This is a genomic window from Longimicrobium sp. (assembly GCF_048594345.1).
In the GTDB taxonomy this organism is placed as follows: domain Bacteria; phylum Gemmatimonadota; class Gemmatimonadetes; order Longimicrobiales; family Longimicrobiaceae; genus Longimicrobium.
Genome location: NZ_JBMDXM010000011.1, coordinates 1 through 23,083, shown reverse-complemented (window position 1 = coordinate 23,083; position 23,083 = coordinate 1). Strand labels below are relative to the sequence as shown.

Genomic DNA, 23,083 nt, shown 5'->3' with positions numbered 1-23,083 from the left:
TTCAGGCCGCCGCCGCGGGCTCCGGATCGGGGAGCAGGCGGTCGATGGTGGACAGGAACTCGTCCACGTCCAGCGGCTTGGTGAGGTACGCGTCCGCACCCTGCGCACGAAGCCGGTCGATGGTGCGCGGCGTGGCGTCGGCGCTGATCATCACCACCGGGATGCGCGCGGTGCGCTTGTCGGCGCGCAGGCGGCGCAGCACCTCGTCGCCCTGCACGTCGGGCAGGTGCAGGTCCAGCAGCACCAGGTCCGGCAGGTGCTCGCACGCCAGGTCCGCCCCCAGCCGCCCCTGCAGCGCCGGGATCGTCTTCCACCCCGGCCTCGCCGCCAGGATGGTTTCCACCAGGCTCAGGTTGGCCAGGTTGTCCTCCACGTACAGCAGCGTTACCGGCGTTCGCGGCGGCGCGGGAAGCTCGCGCGGGCCGCTGGACGAGCCGCGCAGCGCCAGCCCCTCCATGGGGTCGCGGCTCAGCCGCAGCTCCACCGCGAAGCTGCTGCCCTCCTCGCCGCTGCGCTCCAGCACCATGCCGCCGCCCATGGCCTCTACCAGCCGCCGGGAGAGCGCCAGCCCCAGCCCCGTCCCCTCCACGTCGCTGAACTCCGCCCCCAGGCGGGCAAAGGGGACAAACAGCTCGTCCAGCTTTTCGGGCCTGATCCCCACGCCCGTGTCCTGCACGCGCAACCGCACCCGGGGGTCCCCGCCCTCCCCGGCGGAGATCATCTCCCACCCCAGCCGCACCTCGCCCCCGGGACGGTTGTACTTGACCGCGTTGGACAGCAGGTTCAGCAGCACCTGCACCAGCCGCTGCCGGTCGGCGCGCACGAACACCGTGTCGCCGGGCATCTCCATCCCCTCCAACTCCAGCCCGCGCTGCGCCGCCAGCGGCCGCGCCAGCACCAGCGCCTCCTGCAGCACCGCGTCCAGCCGCACCGGCTCCAGCGACAGCTGCTGGCGGCCGCTTTCGATGCGGGCGATGTCCAGCACCTCGTTGATCAGCCGCAGCAGGTGCCGGCCGGCGGTAAGGATGTGCTGCACCCCGCGCTGCTGGTGCGCGGGCAGCTCGGCCCGCTCCAGCAGCTGCGCAAAGCCCAGGATGCTGTTCATAGGCGTCCGCAGCTCGTGGCTCATCCGCGACAGGAACTCGCTCTTGGCGCGGTTGGCTGCCTCGGCCTCGGCCGTGGCCTTGCGCAGCGCCTCCTCGGCCAGCCGCCGCTCCGTCACGTCGCGGGTGTTGGCCACCAATCCCTCTTCCGCCGACGTGGGCGAGAGCGTCTGGCCGAACGCCTCCAGGTAGCGCCAGCTTCCGTCCGCGTGGTGAAAGCGGTACTCCACGTGGCCGGTCAGGCCGGGCGTGGCGAACACCCGCTCGATCTCGGCTCCCACCAACGGCTGGTCGTCGGGGTGGATGAACTCGAACGCGCTGCGCCCCACCAGCGCCTCGGGCGGGTAGCCCAGCATCCCCAGGGACGAGGGACTCATGAACGTCATCGTCCCCGTCGGGTCGACGATGGCGATGGTGTCCTTGCCGTTCTCGATCAGCCGGCGAAAGTGGGCCTCGCTGCGGCGCAGCGCGTCTTCGGCCTCCTTGCGCTCGGTGATGTCGCGGGTGTTGAACACCAGTCCGCCCTCCGCCGAGTCCGGCATCAGCGTGCGCCCGAACGTTTCAAGCCGGCGCCAGCCGCCGTCCTTGTGCAGAAAGCGGTATTCCGTGCTGGCCGTGGTCCCTGGCCGCGCCACCGTTTCCGCGATGGCGGCCAGCCCGGCCGGCAGGTCCTCGGGATGGACGAGGTCGAACACGCTGCGGTCCGCCAGGTCGCCGGGGCTGTAGCCCAGGATGCGCTCCATGGACGGGCTCTGGTAGCGGATGATCCCCGTATCCGGGTCCAGGATGACGATGATGTCGTGCCCGTTCTCGATGAGCGCCCGGTAGCGCTCCTCGCTTTCGCGCAGCGCTTCTTCCGCCTTCTTGCGCGCCGTCACGTCGCGGGTGTTGATGACGATGCCGTCGGCCGGATCGTCCGTCAGCGTCTTGCCCACCGCCTCCACGAACCGCCACTCGCCGCACTTGGCGCGGTAGCGGAACTCCGCCGAGCCGGTCATCCCCGGGTTGGCCGCCACCGCCGCCAGCGCCGCCGCGACGGACGCGTGGTCGTCGGGGTGCACGCGCACCCAGGCGGAGGTGCCCATCCCCTCCGCCACCGTGTAGCCGTACATCCGCTCGACCGCCTCGCTCTCGTAGCGGATGGTGCCGTCGGGGCCGATGATGGACACCAGGTCCGAGGCGTGCTCGATCAGCCGGCGAAAGTGCTCTTCGCGGGCGCGCAGGGCCTGCTCGGCCTCTACCCGCTCGGTGATGTCGCGCGCCACGGCGATCACGGCGTCCTGGCCAAAGTAGGTGGACCGGGCCAGCGACAATTCCTTGGGAAAGACGCTGCCGTCCTTGCGCCGCCCCCACCACTCGAAGCGCTGCGGCTCGCCGTTCACCGCGCGCCCAAAGCGCGCCCGGGTGTCGTCGAGGTCCACCGTCTCGTCCGCCAGGATCTCGGGCGTGCGGCCCAGCAGTTCCTCGCGGGTGTAGCCGTACGTGCGCAGCACCGCCTCGTTCACGTTGAGGAAGCGGCCTTCCAGATCCTGGATGTACACCAGCTCCGTAAGGTGGTCGAACAGCCCGCGGTAGCTTTCCTCGCTGGCGCGCAGGGCGGCCTCGGCCTGCTTGGCGGCGGTGATGTCGCGCACCACGGCGGCCAGCTCGCCCGGCACCAGCGGCACCAGCCGCGCCTCGTACGCGCCGTGGCCGCCGCCGGGCAGCTCCAGCGTGTACTCCATCTGCGCCACCTGCCCCGTGGCCCGCACCCGCGCCGCCGCCTCATCGAATTTTGCGCCCACCTCCGGCGGCAGCACGTCCTGCATGCGCCGGTTCAGAAACGCCTCGGGCCCCACGTACAGCGCGTTCTCGGCGCCGGCGCGGTAGGAGAGGATGTGGCCTTCCTGCGAGAGGCGAAAGTACAGGTCGGGGAGCGCGCGAAAGACGACCTCCAGCTCCAGGGTGCGCTGCAGCAATTCTTCCCGCGCGGCGCGGTGCTGCTGCACCTCCGCCGCCAGGGCGTCGTTGGCGTGCGCAAGCTCGCGGGTGCGCTCGTCCACCCGCTCTTCCAGGTCCTCGGTGGCCTGCAGCGCGATCATGGCGGCCGTGTGCTCGTCCACCATCCGCAGCCGGGCCAGCGCCCCGCCGGCGATGGCGGCCAGCGCCTCCAGCACCCGCGCGTCTTCCGCGCCGAACGCCGCGGAGCCCGTGACCACCAGCACGCCCAGCGGCTCGCCCGCGGAGAGCGCGGGGGCGCTCAGGACGGCGGGGGTGCCGGGGCGCGAGGGAATGGCCTGCGGGCGGCGTTCGCGCACGGCGCGCCAGCCCATCTCGTCGTGCCCGGCGGCGAGCGCGGGAAAGGCGGCGTGGTAGCGCAGCGAGTCGGCGGAGGCGTCGTAGCTGGCAAAGCGGAACCCCTCGCACAGCAGCGCGCCGGCGCAGGCGCGGCGCAGCACCACCGCTAGCTCCCCTGGGGTCTGCGCCGCGGCGGCGCCGGCGGCGGCGTCGGCGATCGCGGCGATGCGCGCGGCGCTGGCCTCGCGGCCTGGATCGATGTCGGATACCGGCGCGGGCTCCGTCTTCGCCGCGCCGGCTGAAAGCTGAAAAACGTCCGCGGGGACCGGCGAGCGCTGCCCGCCGGCCCCGCGGCCGTGATCTATGTCCAAAGCCGGGGCGCTGGTCGTGTTCGCCGCGTCGGCTGAAGATGGGGTGGAAGGCGTACCGCGCATGGGCGGTTGGCTCCGTTGGGGTTCTGCCGCAAGCCCGTGCTCGGCTCGACGTGCTACAAGATGCCGCGCCGCGCTGAACCGGGCATGGTGCAGATGACCCATGCCGCGCATGCCTCTGAGATCGCCGCGCGCATCCACGGAACAGCCTCACGCGGAGACGCGGAGGGCGCGGAGGGCGCGGAGACGCGGATGTGCGATCCAGAAAACGGAAAAGAATGGCCTCACACGGAGTTAACGGAGTCAACGGAGTTTTTTCGTGCCGGCTTCTCGTGGTTCTCGGCAAACGGCAGAGGCATGAGAGTGGACGATCGTCGAGGATGCGCGGGAGAACGCCTGCCCTGGCGAGCAGTTGAATCGCAGCCACGGCTGGAGATTCGCGAAGCTTGCCTGCGCGGACCGGGTCAGCCGCTCCCTCGCACCCGCGCGTACCGGACGCACACGGCGCCAGCACCGTAACTCTTGTGCGACGGGTGCTTACGCTGCACGATGGTGGAACGCCCCGGCGCGGCCTCCTTCAGAGAAGCACCTCGGCATGCGGCGAGAGGGTGTCCCCCGCCGCGATACCACTCATCCGTAAGGCAGAGCAGGGTAGTTGCCGGTGATGAGCCGCGGCTGGTCATGCCGCTGACCGGCTGTGCATGGCGATGCGCTTTCATTTCATGATGTCGTTCCAGGCGCTCCATAATCACATCATTGATAGGATGGATAATGAGCAACGTCCCTGCTTCCGATCCACTGCCGGCCGGTGCGGTGCTGGCCGATGACGCCATTGAGCTGCGGCTGATTCACGTGCTCCATCCAGGCGACGCTCGGCCGGCAGAAAAGGAGTTCCTCTCCGCCGTGCGTGAATACCATTTCGCCATCTACTGCCGCGAGGACGGCCGGACAACAGGAAGCATCCGCCTGCGCGCCACCAACGATCCGCGGATCGTGCGTGCCGTCGGCCACGTCGGCTATGACGTGAACACGGAGCATCGGGGGAAGGGGTACGCCACACGCGCGATCCGGCTGATCGCCAGCCTTGCGCGTCTTTGTGGGGTGATGCCCCTGTGGCTGCTCATCGAACCGAACAACGACGCCTCCCGCAGGGCGGCCGAGCGGGCCGGATTCACCTTTGTGGACATCGTGGAAACGATGCCGGAAGCGCGCGGCCTCCGCCAGGAAGTTGGCCCACACCTCCGGCGATACGTGCTTACGTAAGCGGAGCCAACGGTCGTTGCCCGATGTCGCTCGATTGTTCTTGTGGGATTGGGCGGCCGGGAGCAACTTGGGCTTACCTCGGTTTAATCTGCGTAATTTTCTGATCCGGAGCATCATGCCATGAGCGAGGCGCTGACGTTTGGCAAGGAAGGAGTAAAGCTGTCGTACGGGCGAATGCTGTCCGACAGTGCCGGCGGGTACGTGATGCTGCTCATCGCCGCACACCTCGTCGTCTACAACCAGATCCCCATTCCCGACGCGCTGAAGAGCGGCTCCAGCGAGGCCAAGTCGGCGGCCATCGTGCTGGCCGGCGTGTTCATCCTGCTGCTGGGACCCCCGTTCGGGCTGGCGCTCAACAGCGCCAGCTGGTTCCTTCTCGGCTGGATCCAGGTGCTGTTCCTGAACGGGTGGGCCAAATCCCGCAAGCTGAATCGACTGGTGTACGTCCTGGCCTACCACACGGGCCAGGAATACAACGTCGACCTTCTACAGGAAACCTTCACCTTTCTCGACCCCGCCGAACGGAAGAAGTCGCCCCAGCGGCACACGGTGTATTCGCAGCTTCATGTCATCAAGAAGTTGATCAGCACCCGCTTTCCCCACCTGCTGGGACGGGTGGAGTACCTTACGGGGATCAAGATTTTCATCCGGAACCTGTCGCTGCTGTGTCTGGCCACCGCCCTTCTGCCCTGGCTGCCGAACGACGTGATCCGGGTCAACCTGCCGGCCAACATGGTCGGCACCTTGCTGATCGCGGCGCTAGGGCTGACCCTGCTTGCCTGTCTGCTGGAACTGTACGACGCGCTGGAACTGATGTTCACCGCCCACTGCCTTTGCCTGTCGTGCGCGCCGGCGGTGTACGAGTTGCTGGCGAGCGAGGCGACGCCGGTGGCGAGGCAGAGCCGGAAGCCTGAAACCCAGCCTCGTTCCACGGCGGACGCCGTGCGCCGGTCCGGGCCGGGGGCCAGGCCCAACGCCGAGCCGGAGCCCACTCCGATGATGGAGCGGATGAACTTTGCGCAGTGCATCCGCGCGTTGCTCGACCACTCTCCAAAACAGGACAGCCCCCAACCAACCCCGTAGACGGCTGCTCCGCTCCATCCACGGGCTACGACTCGTGCCGTCGAAACCGTCCTGAGACGCTGCGCAATCCGCCCGGCTCCTCCGCATCATCCGCACGGGTAGCGAAGCCGCGGAGTCCGCCGCTACGTTGAGGCCTGCGGCGGACGAACGAATCCGCTGTTTTTCTCCACGCGCGCGAGTCCACCAAAGCACTTCCCCCAGGCCTTCCGCCCGGCAGCTCCCGCGGGATTTTCCGATGGAAACCAGCGAGAACGAGATGAAGCAGCGCTCCGATGCGCCCGCCGAACCGGCGGCTGCATCCGGGCGCACGCCCGACAAACGTGAGATCACGTCCGAGCCGTCGCGCGGGCGTCGCGTGGTGCGCGGGATCGGACGCGGCGCGCGGAAGACGGCGCGCTTCTTCATGTGGATCCTGGTGATGACGGTCATCATCACCATCGTCACCACGGTGTGGGGGATCAACACCACGCGGGTGATCGGGCCGGTGTCGGGGCCGATGGTGACGGACTTTACGCAGCTGTACCGCATCGAGGTGGGCCGCGAGATCGCGCCCACGCAGGAAGCGCAGATCGTCCAGGCCATGCGGACGACCGACGGGCCCGTCTCCATCGGCGGCGGGCGGTTCAGCATGGGCGGGCAGACGGCCACGGAAGGCGCACTGCACATCGACATGCGCCGCTACAACCGCATCCTGCAGCTGGACACGGCGGCAAAGACGGTGACCGTGCAGGCGGGCGCCACCTGGCGGCAGATCCAGGAGTTCATCGACCGCTACGGCCTGTCCATCAAGGTGATGCAGTCGTACGGCAACTTTACCGTCGGCGGCTCGCTTTCGGTGAACGTGCACGGGCGCTACGCGGGGCTGGGGCCCATCATCAGCACGGTGAAGTCGTTCCGCATTGTGCTGGCGGACGGCGGCGTGGTGAACGCGTCGCCCGCGGAAAACGCGGAGATCTTCTACGGCGCCATTGGCGGATACGGCGGGCTGGGCGTGATCACGCAGGCCACGCTGGAGCTGGCGGACAACGTCCCCGTCCGCCGCACCCGCGTTACCATGCCCGTGTCGCAATACGGCGAGTACTTTCGCCGCAACGTGGCGGGCCGCCCCGGCATCGTCTTTCACAACGCCGACATCTACCCCAACGAGTACGACCGCGTGAGCGTGGTCACGTTCACGCAGACGGCGGATTCCGTCACCATCCCCGACCGGCTGATGCCGCGGCGGGCGTCGTACCCCGCCAACCGCATGGGGCAGACGGTGGTCACGGGGTGGCCGGGGGGCAAGGAGATCCGCGAGCACGTGCTGGATCCGTGGGTCTACCGCGGCAGCCCGGTGGTCTGGCGCAACTACGAGGCGAGCTACGACGTGCGCGAGCTGGAGCCGTCGTCGCGCGAAAAGTACACGTACGTGCTGCAGGAATACTTCATCCCCGTGGCGCAGTTCGACGCGTTTGTGCCGCGGATGCGGGAGATCTTTCGCCGGCACGACGTGAACGTGGTCAACGTCTCCATCCGCCACGCCACGCCCGATCCCGGCTCGCTGCTGGCGTGGGCGGGGGAGGAAAAGTTCGCGTTCGTCGTATGGTACAAGCAGCGCACGGACGCGGAGGGGCGCGCAAAGGTGGCGGCGTGGACGCGGGAGATGGCGGACGCGGCGCTGGCCAGCCGCGGAAGCTGGTACCTGCCCTACCAGCCGCACGCCACCCCCGACCAGTTTCGCCGCGCCTACCCGCGCGCGCCGGAGTTCTTTGCGCTCAAGCGGCGGCTGGACCCGGGCAACCGCTTTCGCAACAAGCTGTGGGATCGATACGACCCCGAAGGCCCCGCGCGGATGGAGCCCGGCCCGGCGGAGCGCGCGGTGCTGGCGCGCGTGGAGAACTACGCGCGGCCGGAGTCGCAGAGCTTTCTGGCCCACCCCGAGTGGTTCATCGTCTACAGCGCCGACGAGTACGGCGCGTGGACGGAAACGAAGCTGCCGCACGGCTTCCCCTTTGCCCGCTCCATCGGCCAGTACTGGCACAACTGGGGGCAGGTGGCCCGCGCGTCACGAAAGGAGAACCGCGGGAACGGGCGCTACTCGCTGATGCTGGGGGTGATCGGCGTGAGCTACTCGGTGGAGTACGCGCTGAAGGGGGCGTACGAGAACACCATCGGCCGGGCGAGCGCGTGGACATCCAGCGGGCGGATGACGGACGAGGATCGCTACGCGCACCAAGTGGCGGCGGACTACGGCACGTTCATCCACAACATCCCCTGGTACCGGTACCCGTTCGGTGCCAGGCTGCGCGGCCTGTGGAACGACGTGCCGCTCTGGGGCCGCGACCCCGTCCGCAAGTGGGAGCGGCGCCTGTCGCTGACGGTGGAGTACGGCATCAAGGGCGTCTACGCGGCGATGCTGGGCGGCGCCACGGGGGCCGCGTACGCGCCGCAGGACCTGCGCATCGGCGCGGTGGTCTACGGCGACAGCGCGTCGCTGGCGCCAGGGGACCCGCGAGTACTGGAGCGGCGGCAGATCGGACCGAGGCACGCGCTGGTCACCCTCACCCGCTACGATCCCTTCTGGCAGGTGATGCGCGACGCCGCCGCGCGCGGCGACTCAGTGCCCATCGTGGAGATCGCGGGGAACGACGACGTGGTCGTGACGGGCGTGGCGCCGCGCGACTGGCGCTACGTGGGGCCCGAGGCGGAGTTCCTGTACGCGCTGGCCCTGCCCACCGACCCGCACCGCATTCGCCCCGTGCTCAAGGTGCGCACCCGCGACCTGCTGCCCCTGCTGCGGCGCCTGCACACGGAGCGGCGGATGATCGTGGACCACGTGTACGACTACTGAGGGCGTGGAACCGGGATTGAGCCTCGCCGACCTGCATCGAACTGGCGGGCCGCCAGCGCCCCCTCCGGGCCGGCACCACCGGCCCACCTCCCCCAAAAAAGACTGGGGGAGGTTAGAGATGGCGATGGATCGAGCCTCGCCGACCTGCATCGAACTGGCGCCCCCCAGCGCCCCCTCCGGGCCGGCACCACCGGCCCACCTCCGCCGAAACTGCCGGGGGAGGTTGGGAATGCCGATGGATCGGGGATCGGCGACGAGCATCGGCTTTGTGGGTGTCTCGTCGAAAAGCGCTGTGGGAGGATTGTGCAAATGGACTGGCGGCAGAAGATTGGCAGCCAAGCCGCACACTGGCGGCTCCCGCGGCACCATGCCCGGGACACGTTTTCCGTTTCGCAAGGAGAAGCCCGATGAACAAGATCTCGCTTGACTTGGAGAGCCTGTCGGTCGAGTCGTTCGAGGCCGGCACCGCCGAGGGGCTCGCGCGCGGCACCGTGCAGGCGAACGAGGCGGCGCAGTTCCTCGCCACGCCCGGCAAGTCGTGCTACCGCACCGCCTGCTGCCCCGAAACCACGCTCTGCTGAACCGCCCGGTGCGGCCGGATGGCGGCCGCGCCACCGCCCGGCGGCAACCAGCCGCCGGGCGCTTCCGCATCCAAGGAGCACGCGCATGAAGAAGCTGGCGATGGACGTGGAGACGCTGTCCGTGGAGTCGTTCGAGATCGGCGCCGGCGAGCCGATGCAGCGCGGCACCGTGCAAGGCCAGCAGGTGGCCACGCGCGACACCTCGTGCGACCGTACCCGCTGCTGCCCCCGCACCAACCTCTGCTGACCGGCCTCTGCGGTTTGCGGGAATGAAGACGAGCGGGGCGGTTCCAGAGGGCCGCCCCGCTCGTCCATCATCCGTCCCGCGTCACGAGATCAGCTCGGCGAGCCCCGCGGGCGCAGTCGGGGATCCGCTGTAGAATCGTAATCCGCCGGCAATCCGACGTCCCCAAGGTTTTTGGGGGAGGTGCGAGCCTGACAGGGTGTTGCTGAACTGTCACAAGCGTTGACTTCCTGAGGGAGGCGCCGCTCCGCAAACTGCTTTTATGTAATGGGCTGCGCCGACCGAAGGACTTCGTCTGCCTGACTGAGGTACTTGAACGGCTCGTGAGGGCCGGGCCTCGCGCGACCCGACAAGGATCCTTCGGTCGCGCGCAAGCTCATGTGGTTTTGAAAGTTACGGGCGTGCGCTCCCTCAGGATGACAGCGCACCTCTTTGGAGCAGGTGAGGTTTGGCAACACCCTCCGGCGAGCGAAGGGGGCGCCGAGGGTCGCGCCGGATTTCAGCGTTTCACATCGAGAACACACCAGGAGGGATGATGCTCAGGAAGGTGGCATTCGGGGCGGGGCTGTTCGGGACGATCGTGGTGGTGCTGGGGTGGATCCCGGGGATCTCGCCGCACGCGGGGCACGAGCGCATGATGTTCGGCGCGTTCGCCATCACCGCCATCGACGACATCACCCACGGCCTTACCGCGCTGGCGGCGTTCGCGGCCGCGTTCCACTCGGAGCGCGCCAGCCGCCTGTTCCTGGTGACCTTCGGCTCGTACTACGCGCTGGACGCCACCTTCTGGCTGCTGGACGGCTTTGTGAACGACCAGCCGTTCATGGACGACATCAAGCTCAACCTTCCGCACGTCGTCGTCAGCACGGTGATGCTCGCCGCCGCGTACGGCATCAAGCCCAGCGAGTCCGAGCGCGCCGGCCGCACCGTCACCGCCTGACGACAAAGCAGACATTCTCGGCGGATTCGATCTGGTAGCTGTTGTACCAGATCCGACAAAACTGTCATTCTGAGGGAGGCGCCACACGGTACTTTCCGTTCGCCCGGGATCGTGGCGCCGACCGAAGAATCTCCAAGCTGAGACGGGATATTCTTTCCGTCACGAGGGTGTTCCCGGGCGTTGCCCGGAAAGGGGTTCCGCGCGAGGGGAAGGAGATTCTTCGGTCGCGCCACGGGCTCCGTGGCTTTGCTGAGGGGTCGACGCGGGCGCTCCCTCAAAGGGTGTTGAGCAACCTCGGATCGTGCCAGTCATCCTGAGGGAGGCGCCGCTCCATAACCTGCCCATACACAATACTCTGGCGCCGACCGAAGGATCTCGCCGGCAGAACCGCGGGGCTGGCTCTCCGCCTCGAGTCCTGCCCTGCGGCGGGGCAACCGAGATCCTTCGGTCGCGCGCAGACGGTTGTGGCTTCAGGTGACTGCATGGCGCTCCCTCAGGGAATCATACCGTTTCTGCTAATTCGCTGTGCATTTTGGCCTTTACAACTGCATCTCACGCGGAGGCGCGGAGTACGCGGAGGCGCGGAGAAGCGTGATTTTCTCCGCGTCTCCGCGCCCTCCGCGTCTCCGCGTGAGCCCGGCAGTAGAACTCGGAGTGCACGTCGAATCATGGAAATCGGTATCAACGCTCCGGGGTTCAGCGATACCCTCGTTGGTCGATCCGCGCTACTCCCCCAGCACGCGCGCCAGGCCGTCGATCATCCCCGTCCAGCCCTGCTCGGTGCGATCCGCGTACGCAGCCCACTCGGGCTTCATCTCGTGCGTCAGGGTCAGTTCGCAGCCGGTCTGCAGCGGGACGATGTCGATGGCCACGCGATCGGCTTCCGTGGACGCCCGGTCCACCGAGAAGGTGAATACCAGGCGCCGCGGGCGATCGATCTCCAGGTACTCCCCAAAATGCTCCACGTCCTCCCCGTCGCGGCGGTCGGTGAAGACGTAGCGGCCGCCCACGCGCGGATCGGTCTCCGCGCGCACCATCTGCCCCGCGGCGGTGGCGAACATGAAGCGGCCGGCCTTGTCCGGGTCCAGAAACGCGTCGAACACGCGCTCCGCGGAGGCGGCGAAGCGGCGGGTTACGCGCACGGTCACCGGCGGCTGCGTGGGTGTGGACATCGGGCTCCTTACGGGTCAGGGGTGGATGCGGCCGCGTCCTCGCCCAGCAGAAGGGCGTCGAGGGCGTCGAGCCGCGCGGTCCAGGCGGCGCGCTGTGCGTTGATCCAGGCGGCGGCCTCGTCCAGGGCGGCGGGATGGAGCGAGAGGATGTGCTCCCGCCCGGCCCGCCGCCGCCGCACCAGCCTCGCACGCTCCAGCATGCGGATGTGCTTGCTGACCGCGTTGAGCGACATGGCGAACGGCTGCGCCAGCTCCGTCACCCGCGCATCCCCCGCCGCCAGGCGCTGCAGGATCGCGCGCCGTGTGGGGTCCGCCAGCGCCACCAGCGTATCGTCCAGCGTAGGCTGCATCGTCTGCGTCTCCATCATTCAACCTTTCAGTTGAATATTGACGGATACGCGGGCGTGTGTCAACGCTCGTCCATTTGCCGCGCGGAAAGCGCCACTTCGGTTACCGGGTGCGGATACGGAACGAGACGCTTGCGCCCGCGCTCCCGGTGTACGGTTGTATCCATCATGTGAACCATGCCTTGACCCGAAGCGCCGGCGTGAGTACGATGCACCACTACCCGAACGCGACTCTTTGCGCGATCACGACCACGATGACCACGACCCGTGCCACGGGCCGCGGCCGGGAGTGCTCACGCCGCTAGCTACGGCGCAGGGCACGCATCGGCGAAGCGGGCCGTGAGGTGATCACGGGCCGCTTCTTTTCGTCCGCCGCGACAGCGCGGACGGCACCCCTCGTCAGGCAGAACCCCATGAGTTCCGAGCAGCTGGTGGTGCACAAGTTCGGCGGAACGAGCGTCGGCAGCGGCGAGCGATACCGCGCCGTGGCCGACATCGTGGCCGCCCGGCCCGAGGCACGGCGCGCGGTGGTCGTATCGGCCATGAGCGGCGTGACCGACGCCCTGGTGCGCGCGGTGGAGCAGGCCGGCGGCCGCGACGGCGGCTACCGCGACCAGCTGGCCACCGTGCGCGAGCGCCACCGCGCCACCGCCCGCGAGCTCCTTCCCGGCGCGGAGGGCGAAGAGGTGCTGGCCGCCCTGGAGCGCGACCTGGCCGACGTGGACGACGTGCTGCGCGCCGCCTGGATCGTCCGCCACGCCCCGCGCGGCGCGGCCGACCTGGTCGTCGGGCTGGGCGAGGTGTGGTCCGCGCGCCTGCTGGCCGCCTACCTGGCCTGCCGCGGCGAGGACGCGGGCTGGCTGGACGCGCGCGCCGTGCTGGTCGCCGAGCCGGGGGAGCAGTCGGCGCGGGTGGACTGGGAGGCGTCGCAGGCGCGGATGGACGCATGGATCAAGGCGCGCGGCGGGGTGCCGAGCACACTGGTGATCACCGGCTTCGTCGCCAGCACGGCGGCAGGGGTGCCGACGACGCTGGGGCGCAACGGCAGCGACTTTTCCGCCAGCATCTTTGGCGCGCTGCTGCGGGCGGACGAAATCCACATCTGGACCGACGTGGACGGGGTGATGAGCGCCAACCCGCGCCTGGTCCCCGAGGCCGTGGTGCTGGAAAGCCTTTCCTACCGCGAGGCCATGGAGCTGGCCCACTTTGGCGCGAAAGTCGTCCACCCGGAGACGATGAGCCCCGCGGTGGAGCGCGGCATCCCCATCTACATCCGCAATACTTTCCGTCCCGAGGCGCCGGGCACGCGCATCGATCCCGACGGCGGCGCGCGGATGATCAAGGGGATCAGCACGGTAGAAGGCGTCGCGCTCGTCAACCTGGAAGGGACGGGGATGCGCGGCCTGCCGGGCCTGGGCGTCCGCCTGTTCACCGCCTTGCGCGAGGCGGGGGTGACGGCGCTGATGGTGTCGCAGGGAAGCTCGCAGCACTCCGTCTGCTTTGCCGTACCCGCGGCGTCGGCGGAGGCGGCGCGGGTGGCGATGGAGACGGCGTTCTTCGCCGAGCGCCACCACGGGCAGATCCAGACGCTGGAGGTGGACGCCGACTGCTGCATCCTCGCGGTCGTCGGCGACGGGATGGCGGGGCACCCGGGCGTGGCGGCGGGGGTGTTTGGCGCGCTGGGCAAGGCGGGGATCAACATCCGCGCGATCGCCCAGGGCTCGTCGGAGCGCAACATCTCCGTGGTCGTGGATGGAAGCCAGGCGCAGCGGGCCCTCCGCGCCGTGCACGCCGGCCTGTACCTTTCCCGGCAGACGCTGTCCATCGGCGTCATCGGCGCCGGCGTGGTGGGCGCGACGCTGCTGGACCAGCTGGCCGCGCGGGCCGAGGCGCTGCGCGCGGAGCACAACGTGGACCTGCGCGTGCGCGCCATCGCCACCCGCGGCCGCATGGCGCGCGACGAGCGACGGCTGCCGCTGGAGCAGTGGCGCGCCCAGCTGGCGGCGGGAGAGGCGTTCGACATCGACACGTTCGTGGATCACGTGCAGACGGAGCACCTGCCGCACACGGTGATCATCGACTGCACGGCGGACGAGGCGATCGCGCGGCGCTACGGCGACTGGCTGCGGCGCGGCATCCACGTCATCACCCCCAACAAGCGCGCCAACACGCTGGAGATCGGCTACTACGACGAGCTGCGCGCCGCCGGCCGCGGCCCCGGCGCGCACTACCTGTACGAGACCACGGTGGGCGCCGGCCTGCCGATCATCCAGACGCTGCGCGACCTGATCACCACCGGCGACGAGGTGCAGCGCATCGAGGGTGTGCTCAGCGGCACCCTTTCGTACCTGTTCAACGCCTTTGACGGCGTCCGTCCCTTCAGCGAGCTGGTGGTGGAGGCGCGGGCGCAGGGCTTTACGGAGCCGGACCCGCGCGACGACCTTTCCGGCGCCGACGTGGCGCGCAAGGTGACCATCCTGGCGCGGGAGATGGGGCTGCGGCTGGAGATGGCGGACGTGGACCTGGAGGGGCTGGTACCGGAGGAGCTGCGCGGGGGTGACGTGGACGACTTTCTCCGGCGGCTGGCCGGGCACGACGAAACGCTCACCGGCTGGTGGCGTGACGCGCACGCCCGCGGCGAGCGGCTGCGCTTCGTGGGCGTGGTGGAGCGCGACGGGCGCGCCAGCGTGCGGCTGAGCCCCTACCCCGCGCAGCACCCGTTCGCGCGGCTGAACCTGACGGACAACATCGTGCAGTTTTCCACGCGGCGGTACACGCCCAACCCGCTCATCGTGCAGGGCCCCGGCGCGGGGCCGGAGGTCACGGCGGCGGGGGTCTTCGCGGACCTGCTGCGCCTGGCCAGCTACCTGGGAGCCCGCTTTTGAGCCATCCGCGCAGAGCCACCGCCTTCGCCCCGGCCAGCACGTCGAACCTGGCGGTGGGCTTCGACATCCTGGGCCACCCGGCGGGCCCCGCCGGCGACCGGGTGACGGTCACGCGCACGGACGCGCCCGGCGTCGTCATCGGCGACGTCAGCGGGCGCGCCGGCCCCCTGCCGATGGATCCCGCGGCGAACACGGCCGGCGGGGCGATCCTGCGGCTGCTGGCGGACCATGCGCCGGAGCTGGGGGTGGAGGTGGCGATCGACAAGGGAATCCCGCTCGGCTCCGGGATCGGCGGATCGGCCGCCTCCGCCGTCGCGGCCGTGGTCGCGGCGAACGCGCTGCTTCCCACACCGCTGCCGCTGGACGCGCTCTTTCCCTACGCGCTGGCGGGGGAGTCGATCGCCAGCGGCGCGGTGCACGGGGACAACGTGGCGCCGTCGCTGTTCGGCGGCCTGGTCCTGGTCCGCAGCGCGGAGCCGGCGGACGTGGTGCGCCTTCCCGCCCCGGCCGCGCTGCGGTGCGTGATGGTGCTGCCGCGGCAGCGGCTGGATACCCGCGCGGCCCGCGCCGTGCTCCCCGCCTCCGTGCCGCTGCACGACGTGATCGTGCAGTCCGCCAACCTGGCGGGCGTCATCGCCGGCTGCTTTCTGGAAGACCTGGCGCTGATCGGCCGGTCAATGCGCGACGTGGTGGTAGAGCCGCACCGCGCGGCGCTCATCCCCGGCTTTGGCGCGGTCAAGGCGGCGGCGATGGATGCGGGCGCGCTCGGCTGCTCCATCAGCGGCGCGGGCCCCAGCGTCTTTGCCTGGTGCGACGGCGACGAGACCGCGCAGCGCGCCCGCGTGGCGATGGTCGCGGCGTTCACGCACGCCGGCGTGCCGGCGGAGGGGTGGACGTGCGCGGTTGGCGGCCCCGGCGCGCGGCTGGAGGAGGTGGAGTGACGGGGGTGAAGGGGTGAACGGGTGAGGGGATGCTCCGGCGCGATCCGCGGGGGCCCTCTCCCCCGACCGGCCTTTTGCTCGTTCCTCGCAACGGCGGTCGACCCCTCCCCCAACTTCGGGGGAGGGGTGGTTGCGGAAGGGCCGCGGCGCTTCGACTCACCTTCGGAAACGGGATCGGATTCTCCCCTTTCTCCCGCGCAGTGGGGGAGGGCCGGGGGAGAGGGGCCCTTGTCGGATTCAGTTCGATGCCCGTCGAAGCGCTCTGAAGTTCTCCCCTCTCCGTGAGGACCGAACGGGGAGGGGCCGGGGGAGGGGCACCCCGCGGGTCGCGCCAATCCTGCTCCTATGAAATTCTTTCCATCCGGATATCCGATGAAGTACGTCAGCACGCGGGGCGGCGGAGGCGCGGTCACGCTCTCGGAGGCGGTGCAGCGGGGGCTCGCGCCGGACGGCGGGCTGTACGTGCCGGAGCACTTCCCTGCCCTGGCGCCGGAGTCGCTCGCGGGCGCGGAGACGCTGGCGCAGGTGGCGGCGCGGCTGCTGGCGCCGTTCTTCGCGGGCGATCCGCTGGAGGGCGCGCTGGATGAGATCTCCCGCGAGGCGTTCACCTTTCCCGTCCCGCTGAAGGAGCTGCGCGACGGCACCGCCGTGCTGGAGCTGTTCCACGGTCCCACGGCCGCGTTCAAGGATGTCGGCGCGCGCTTCCTGGCCAGCGTCCTCTCGCGCGCGACGGGGGACGACGCGCGGCCGCTCACCATCCTGGTCGCCACCTCAGGCGATACCGGCGGCGCCGTCGCGGCGGCGTTCCACGGCAGGCCGGGGGTGGAGGTCGCCGTCCTCTTTCCCGCGGGAATGGTGTCGCCGCGGCAGGAGAAGCAGCTGACGACGTGGGGCGGCAACGTGCGCGCGTTCGCCATCCGCGGCGACTTTGACGCGTGCCAGCGGCTGGTGAAGGGAGCCATGGCGGATGACGAGCTGCGCGCGGCGCGGCGTCTGTCGTCCGCCAACAGCATCAGCATCGGCCGGCTGCTGCCGCAGATGGCGTATTACGCGTGGGCGTCGACGGAGTGGGTCCGCCGCCACGGGGCCGCGCCCGGCTTCATCGTCCCCACCGGCAACCTGGGGAACGCGGCGGCGGCCCTGTGGGCCCGGCGGGTGGGGATGCCGATTCGCGAGGTGGTGCTGGCGACCAACGCGAATCCCTCGATCACCGCCTTTACCGGCGGCGCGGAATGGGCGCCGCGGCCCACGGTGAACACGCTGGCGACGGCGATGGACGTGGGAAATCCCAGCAACATGGAGCGCGTCCTTCACCTCTTTGGCGGCGCGGACGCGGCCCGAGGCGCCTTGCGCGCCCAGCGCGTAACGGACGACGAGATCCGCGACGCCATCCGCGGCGGCGTGGCGCGCTGGGGCGAGGTGTGGGACCCGCACACCGCCACCGCCGCCGCCGTGCGCGAGCGGCTGCCGGGCGAGGGGTGGATTCTGGTCTCCACCGCCCACCCCGCCAAGTTCGAGGCGGTCGTGGAGCCGCTGGTCGGCCGCGAGATCCCCGTCCCCGCGGAACTCCAGGCGCTCCTCGACCGCCCCTCGCGGGTCACGGAGATCGATCCAACGCTCCAGGCGTTCCGGGAAGCGCTCGGCGGATAGCGGAGCCCACGGAATGAAAGCCCTGCCCTACCCGGGACTGGGCAGAGACCCCCGTACGCCCTACCTGTCATCCTGAGAGAGGCGCACCCCGGAACCATCGGTGACGCGCGGCAGCCCGTGCGCCGACCGAAGGATCTCTATCCGAAGCGCGTCGAACCCTGCCTTACCTCGGGCTCGTCAGAGCCCCCGTCCGCCCTACCTGTCATCCTGAGAGAGGCGCACCCCGGAACCGTCGGTGACGCGCGGCAGCCCGTGCGCCGACCGAAGGATCTCTATCCGAAGCGCGCCGAACCCTGCCTTACCCGACCGTCCCAAAGGGGACTTGAACGGCGCCCGCAGGCTGGGTCCGGCGCGACCCGACAAATTCCTTCGGTCGCGCGCAAGCTTCTGTGGTTATGAGGGTTACTGCGTGCGCTCCCTCAGGACGATGCTGTGCCGCCATCGGGCCGGCCGCAGGTGGGATCAGGTGAGGTTTAGCAACACCCTCTCAGTCTCAGCCTCAGGGAGAGAATTCGATCCCACTCCAGGGACTTTGTACTACTCCCTCTTCCGACCCGCTCCGGAACCCCGGCGCGCGTCACCTCTCCCCGAAGTTGGGCCCCGAAGTTGGGGAGAGGCCGGGAGAGGGCCGCCCGCGGACGCAGTTCGATGTCGGGTGGGGCGCTTCGAACGCCGTTTATACCCTCTCCCGCTTGCGGGAGAGGGTGCGAGCCTAAGCGAGCGGGTGAGGGCACGCGGTTGACATCCACGATCGATCTTTCTACCGTTCAGGCGAACCAGTGACCGGGGAAGCAGCATGATGACGAACATTCGCATGGGCATTCACGCCTGGCGCATCCGCGATGCACGTCGCGGAGCAGCCTGCGGCGAGGCCGTGGCCCATGTGGAGGTTGTCGTAGCGTAAGCGTTCCCGATACGCTTATTGCGACTGGAGGGGGGCGCGGTCTCGGGCGGGCCCACGGCCTTTTTTGTTGTCCGCAGGCCGCGGCGCGTGTGCAGGCACGCGCCGCGGCTTTCCGTTTTTCCCAGAAATCCGAGAGTTCACCGATGAACACACGAGGGGCCGCATGGCACCGAGAAAGAATCAGGCTCAGCCTTCAGGCAGCAAGAGCTGGGATCCCGTGGCGGACTGGTACGCCGGCTGGGTGGGGGCCGAGGGGAGCGAGCACCACCGCCGCCTGGCCATCCCCGCCCTGCTGGCGCTGCTGAAGCCCGCCGCGGGCGAGCACGTGCTGGACGTGGGATGCGGGCCGGGCGTGCTGGCGCCGCACGTAACCGCGGCGAACGCGCGCTACACGGGCGTGGACGCCAGCCGCAAGCTGGTGGCGTTCGCGCGGCGGCACCACGGCGCGCACGGCCGCTTCGTGATGGGCGACGCCACGCGGCTGCGGGAGACGCGGGAGGTGGCGGAGGGCGGCTTCGACGCCGCGGTGTTCCTGCTGAGCATCCAGGACATCGACCCGCTGGAGGACGCGCTCGCCTCCGCGGCGTGGGCGCTGCGGCCGGGCGGGCGCGTCGTGCTGCTGATGACGCACCCGTGCTTCCGCGTCCCCCGGCAGAGCGGGTGGGGGTGGGATACACAGCGCCGCCTACGCTACCGCCGCATCGACCGCTACCTCACCCGTCTGGCCGTGCCGATGAAGGGCTACGGCGGCGGCGCCACGCGCAGCTACCACCGGCCGCTCAGCGCGTACGTCAACGGCCTGGCCACCTGCGGGCTGCTGGTGGACGGCGTGCATGAGATCCCCACCTTCAAGACCCATCCACCCGGCCCCAACGCCCGCGCCGAGCGCACCGCCATGCGGGAGATCCCTCTCTTCCTGGGCCTGCGCGCCGTAAAGCCGTGACGGCGGATCCCTGGGCGGCGGGCGACGGACAGGACACCAACGGCGGCGGCGCGGCTCCCTCCCGTGCCGCCGCCACACGTTCTCTTCGTACCCTCGTACTCTCGTACCCTCGTACCCTCGTACCCTTTATCCCCTTCTCCCCTAACCACGAAAAAGCTTTGTTCAGCTTGCTCCACCGCCCGGGTAGTCGATATGGTGCCGTCCGACGGACCCCGACACCAAGGCCGATGCGCGTCTACGGACTGGACCACGTACAGCTTGCCATGCCCCGCGGCGCCGAAGCGGAGGCGCGCGCCTTTTACATCGGCGTGCTGGGACTGGAGGAACTGCCCAAGCCGCCCAACCTGGCCGTGCGCGGCGGCGCCTGGTTTTGCGGCGAGCGGCTGCACCTGCACCTGGGCGTGGAAAACGAGTTCAGCCCAGCGCGAAAGGCGCATCCCGCGCTGCTGGTACAGGGGCTGGCGGAGCTGATCGCCCGGTGCGAGGCCGCCGGCCACCCCGTGGTCAACGACGAGCCGCTGGAAGGCTACGACCGCGTGTACGTGGCGGACCCGTTCGGCAACCGGATCGAGCTGATGGAGCCGCTGGGCTGAGGCGCTGTAACCGGCCCAGATACTCCACCGCCCGTATCTTGCGATCCTGGTCGATAGTTTCCTCACACGACGCCCGTTCCGGACCCGTGAAGTTGAACGATACAGGCGATCCGCGGCACCCCGATCTCCCCGCCTCACCGACGCCCACGCAGGGCGAGGTGCCCTTTCGCCTGCTGGTGGAGAGCGTTCGGGACTATGCCATCTTCATGCTTGACCCCCAGGGCTACATCCGCAGCTGGAACGCGGGGGCGCGCCACATCAAGGGCTACACGGCGGACGAGATCATCGGCCAGCACTTCTCCATCTTCTACACGCAGGACGCGCTGGACCGGCGGCACCCCTGGTACGAGCTGGAGGTGGCGGAGCGTGAGGGGCGGTTCGAGGAGGAGGGGTGGCGCATCCGCAAGGACGGCACGCGGTTCTGGGCCAACGTGGTCATCACGGCCGTCCGCGACGAGACGGGCCACCTGGTGGGGTTCGCCAAGGTCACGCGCGACCTTACCGAGCGGCAGGCGCTGCGGGCCGACGTGGAGCGCTTTCGGCTGCTGGTGGAAAGCATCCAGGACTACGCCATCTTTCTGCTGGACCCCGACGGCCACATCCTGAGCTGGAACCGCGGGGCCGAGCGCATCAAGGGCTACACCGCGGGCGAGATCATCGGAAAGCACTTTTCCATCTTCTACACCCAAGACGCGCTGGACCGGCGGCACCCGGAATACGAGCTGGAGGTCGCCACGCGCGAGGGGCGCTACGAGGAGGAAGGGTGGCGGGTGCGCAAGGACGGCTCGCGGTTCTGGGCCAACGTGCTCATCACCGCCCTGCACGCCCCGGACGGCTCGCTGGTGGCGTTCGCCAAGGTTACCCGCGACCTGACGGCGCGAAAGCAGGCGGAAGATTCGCTGCGCCAGAACGAGGAGCGCCTTACCCGCATTGTTGCCAGCGCCACAGACGCCATCATCTCCACGGACGACGACCGCCGCGTTCTGGTGTTCAACCGCGCGGCGGAGCGGATGTTCGGCGTGCCGGCGGACCAGGCGATCGGGGGATCGCTGGACCGCTTCATCGAGCCGGACCTGCTGCCGATCCGGACGCGCCGCGAGCCGCACGGCGGCGACGCGCCCTTTACCCGCAGCATGCCCGGCGCGCTCCCCGCCCGGCGCGCCGACGGCACCGAGGTCCCGGTCGAGGCCACCATCTCGCAGGCCATGGTGGGTGGCCAGCGGGTGTTCACCGTGGTCCTGCGCGACGTAACGGAGCGGCGGCGCACCGAGGAGGCGCGTGCCCGCGCGCTGGAGCAGGCCGAAGCCGCCCGCGCCGCGGCCGAGGAGGCCAACCTCACCAAGAGCGGCTTCATGGCCACCATGAGCCACGAGCTGCGCACGCCGCTCAACGCCATGCTGGGCTACACCGACCTGCTGCTGATGGGCGTTCCCGAGCCCCTTCCCGGGGGGTCGGTGACGTACGTGGAGCGGCTGCGGCTGAGTGCCCGGCACCTGCTGCAGCTGATCGAGGAGATGCTCTCCTTTGCGCGGCTGGAAGCGGGGAAGGAAGAGGTGGACCTGCAGGCCGTGGGGATGGCCGACCTGCTGCGCGAGGTCGCCGCCATCGTCGAGCCGCTGGCCGAGGGCAAGGGCATCGTCTTTCGCGCGGTGGTGGACGATGCGCCCGAGACGCTGCGCACCGACCCGCGCAAGCTGCGGCAGGTGCTGCTCAACCTGCTGGGCAACGCCGTCAAGTTCACCACGGAGGGGCACGTGGAGCTGCGCGCGGCGCGGGTGGACGGACGGCTGATGTTCCGGGTGAGCGACACCGGCATCGGCATTCCTGCGGAGCACCTGTCGCGGCTGTTCGATGCGTTCTGGCAGGGCGACGGCACGCTGCACCGCGCGGCTGAGGGCACCGGCCTGGGCCTGGCCATCGCCGAGCGCTACGTGCGGATGCTGGGCGGCGAGATCACCGTTGCGAGCGTGGTGGGCGAGGGAAGCACGTTTACGGTGCTGCTGCCGGTGGAGGGTGAGGGAGTGAACGGGTGAACGGGTGAACGGGTGTAGGATTGATTTCGACGCGCGGCTCGTTCGCGGCGAAAACGGATTCTCCCCGCCCCGCGAGGTACGAGCGGGGAGGGATCGGGGGAGGGGGCACCGGGGCGTCACAATCCGAGGCGTTCAGCCGTCTTTAGCTCGTCGATCCGCAACGCAAACCGAACCGGACCCATGAAGCGCATCCTCGCCCTGGCCGCCGCCGCGCTCCTCGCCGCCTGCAACGGCCTGATGACCGATCCCACGTCCAACGCTGGCGTGGTGTACGGGGCAGACCGCCAGGCGTACAGCCTGGCGGACGAGATCGTCGTCACCCTGGCCAACACGTCCGACGCCGAGGTGGGCTACAACCTGTGCGGCGCCGCGCTGGAGCAGCGCACCGGCGGCGGCTGGACGCGCGTCTCCCGCAACCCTGAGATGCCCTGCATCCAGCCGCTGTACATCCTGCGGCCGGGCGAGCGCGCCAGCGTTCGCGAGGCCGCGAGCCGCTTTCCCGGCCCCGGCACCTACCGCCTGCGCACCGGCATCGAATCCCCCATGCAGGGCCCGTGGAAGCAAGTCGTCACCCAGCCGTTCACCGTGCAGGAGTAGCGACCGCAGCGCATACGGAGAGCGCGAGGGAGGCAATCTCCTCCACGCCCTCCGCATTTCCACGTAACCCCAAATCTGAGAAAAGCCGCTGGCTTGCTGAGAGTGTGTTGCCCCTGCTTCCAACAGTAGCATGGGGCGCTGTGAGGGCGTCGCTGAAGCTGACCTGCTTTCCCTTGGACGCACACTGTCATCCTGAGGGAGAGGCCGTTTCAAAACTCCATTCTGAGTCTCTAACGACGGCCGCCGCGCCTCGCGCGCGCGAGGAAGGCGCGATTTTCAGCCGATGAGCCTCTGAGAGTCACCTCGGAGGCCGTACGGGGCTCCTC

16 protein-coding genes are annotated in these 23,083 nt (G+C 69.6%); 13 read left to right on the top strand and 3 right to left on the bottom strand.

The annotated features are described in order from the left end of the window. Position 1: 1 nt before the first annotated feature. Positions 2 to 3,751 (bottom strand): PAS domain S-box protein, encoded by a 3,750-nt coding sequence (locus ACOJUJ_RS00890; protein WP_420124953.1) that lies wholly within the window; start codon positions 3,749 to 3,751, stop codon positions 2 to 4. A gap of 771 nt (positions 3,752 to 4,522) precedes the next feature. Here ACOJUJ_RS00890 and ACOJUJ_RS00885 point away from each other — a divergent pair. The 6 genes from ACOJUJ_RS00885 to ACOJUJ_RS00860 all read left to right on the top strand — a co-directional run bounded on the left by ACOJUJ_RS00885 (position 4,523) and on the right by ACOJUJ_RS00860 (position 10,692). After that, positions 4,523 to 5,014, top strand: a complete 492-nt coding sequence (locus tag ACOJUJ_RS00885) for a GNAT family N-acetyltransferase (protein WP_420124952.1) — start codon at positions 4,523 to 4,525, stop codon at positions 5,012 to 5,014. Between the two features lie 120 nt (positions 5,015 to 5,134). Then, positions 5,135 to 6,097, top strand: a complete 963-nt coding sequence (locus ACOJUJ_RS00880) for a hypothetical protein (protein WP_420124951.1) — start codon at positions 5,135 to 5,137, stop codon at positions 6,095 to 6,097. 235 nt (positions 6,098 to 6,332) lie between these two features. Continuing rightward, entirely contained in the window at positions 6,333 to 8,927 is a 2,595-nt protein-coding gene (locus tag ACOJUJ_RS00875) for an FAD-binding oxidoreductase (RefSeq protein ID WP_420124950.1), read from the top strand. 407 nt (positions 8,928 to 9,334) lie between these two features. Further along, positions 9,335 to 9,508 carry a hypothetical protein gene (locus ACOJUJ_RS00870; protein WP_420124949.1) on the top strand — a complete coding sequence of 58 codons (174 nt, stop codon included), beginning with the start codon at positions 9,335 to 9,337 and terminating at the stop codon, positions 9,506 to 9,508. An 85-nt stretch (positions 9,509 to 9,593) separates the two neighbouring features. Then, complete coding sequence (locus ACOJUJ_RS00865) at positions 9,594 to 9,755, top strand: hypothetical protein (protein ID WP_420124948.1); 162 nt, start codon at positions 9,594 to 9,596, stop codon at positions 9,753 to 9,755. Positions 9,756 to 10,284: 529 nt separating this feature from the next. Next, on the top strand, positions 10,285 to 10,692 hold the full coding sequence (locus ACOJUJ_RS00860) for a hypothetical protein (RefSeq protein WP_420124947.1): 408 nt from the start codon (positions 10,285 to 10,287) through the stop codon (positions 10,690 to 10,692). A 725-nt stretch (positions 10,693 to 11,417) separates the two neighbouring features. Here ACOJUJ_RS00860 and ACOJUJ_RS00855 read toward each other — a convergent pair. Together ACOJUJ_RS00855 and ACOJUJ_RS00850 are read right to left on the bottom strand one after the other, a co-directional pair. Next, positions 11,418 to 11,864 (bottom strand): SRPBCC family protein, encoded by a 447-nt coding sequence (locus ACOJUJ_RS00855; protein WP_420124946.1) that lies wholly within the window; start codon positions 11,862 to 11,864, stop codon positions 11,418 to 11,420. An 8-nt stretch (positions 11,865 to 11,872) separates the two neighbouring features. After that, complete coding sequence (locus ACOJUJ_RS00850; RefSeq protein WP_420124945.1) at positions 11,873 to 12,229, bottom strand: ArsR/SmtB family transcription factor; 357 nt, start codon at positions 12,227 to 12,229, stop codon at positions 11,873 to 11,875. A 395-nt stretch (positions 12,230 to 12,624) separates the two neighbouring features. On the opposite strand from ACOJUJ_RS00850, the gene thrA reads away from it, so the two are divergent. The 7 genes from thrA to ACOJUJ_RS00815 all read left to right on the top strand — a co-directional run bounded on the left by thrA (position 12,625) and on the right by ACOJUJ_RS00815 (position 22,757). Next, positions 12,625 to 15,096, top strand: coding sequence for a bifunctional aspartate kinase/homoserine dehydrogenase I (gene thrA, locus ACOJUJ_RS00845; protein WP_420124944.1), 2,472 nt, complete (start codon positions 12,625 to 12,627; stop codon positions 15,094 to 15,096). After that, the gene (locus ACOJUJ_RS00840; RefSeq protein WP_420124943.1) at positions 15,093 to 16,037 is read left to right on the top strand and encodes a homoserine kinase; all 945 of its coding nucleotides are present in this window, start codon (positions 15,093 to 15,095) and stop codon (positions 16,035 to 16,037) included. The genes thrA and ACOJUJ_RS00840 overlap by 4 nt, the downstream gene beginning before the upstream one ends. Before the next feature lie 372 nt (positions 16,038 to 16,409). Continuing rightward, a complete protein-coding gene (thrC, locus tag ACOJUJ_RS00835) occupies positions 16,410 to 17,687 on the top strand; it encodes a threonine synthase (protein ID WP_420124942.1) in 1,278 nt (425 codons plus the stop codon). A 1,121-nt stretch (positions 17,688 to 18,808) separates the two neighbouring features. Next, on the top strand, positions 18,809 to 19,534 hold the full coding sequence (locus ACOJUJ_RS00830; RefSeq protein ID WP_420124941.1) for a class I SAM-dependent methyltransferase: 726 nt from the start codon (positions 18,809 to 18,811) through the stop codon (positions 19,532 to 19,534). Positions 19,535 to 19,761: 227 nt separating this feature from the next. Continuing rightward, positions 19,762 to 20,127, top strand: a complete 366-nt coding sequence (locus tag ACOJUJ_RS00825) for a VOC family protein (protein WP_420124940.1) — start codon at positions 19,762 to 19,764, stop codon at positions 20,125 to 20,127. A gap of 92 nt (positions 20,128 to 20,219) precedes the next feature. Continuing rightward, positions 20,220 to 22,160, top strand: a complete 1,941-nt coding sequence (locus ACOJUJ_RS00820; protein WP_420124939.1) for a PAS domain S-box protein — start codon at positions 20,220 to 20,222, stop codon at positions 22,158 to 22,160. A gap of 180 nt (positions 22,161 to 22,340) precedes the next feature. Continuing rightward, complete coding sequence (locus tag ACOJUJ_RS00815) at positions 22,341 to 22,757, top strand: hypothetical protein (protein ID WP_420124938.1); 417 nt, start codon at positions 22,341 to 22,343, stop codon at positions 22,755 to 22,757. Positions 22,758 to 23,083 lie beyond the last annotated feature (326 nt).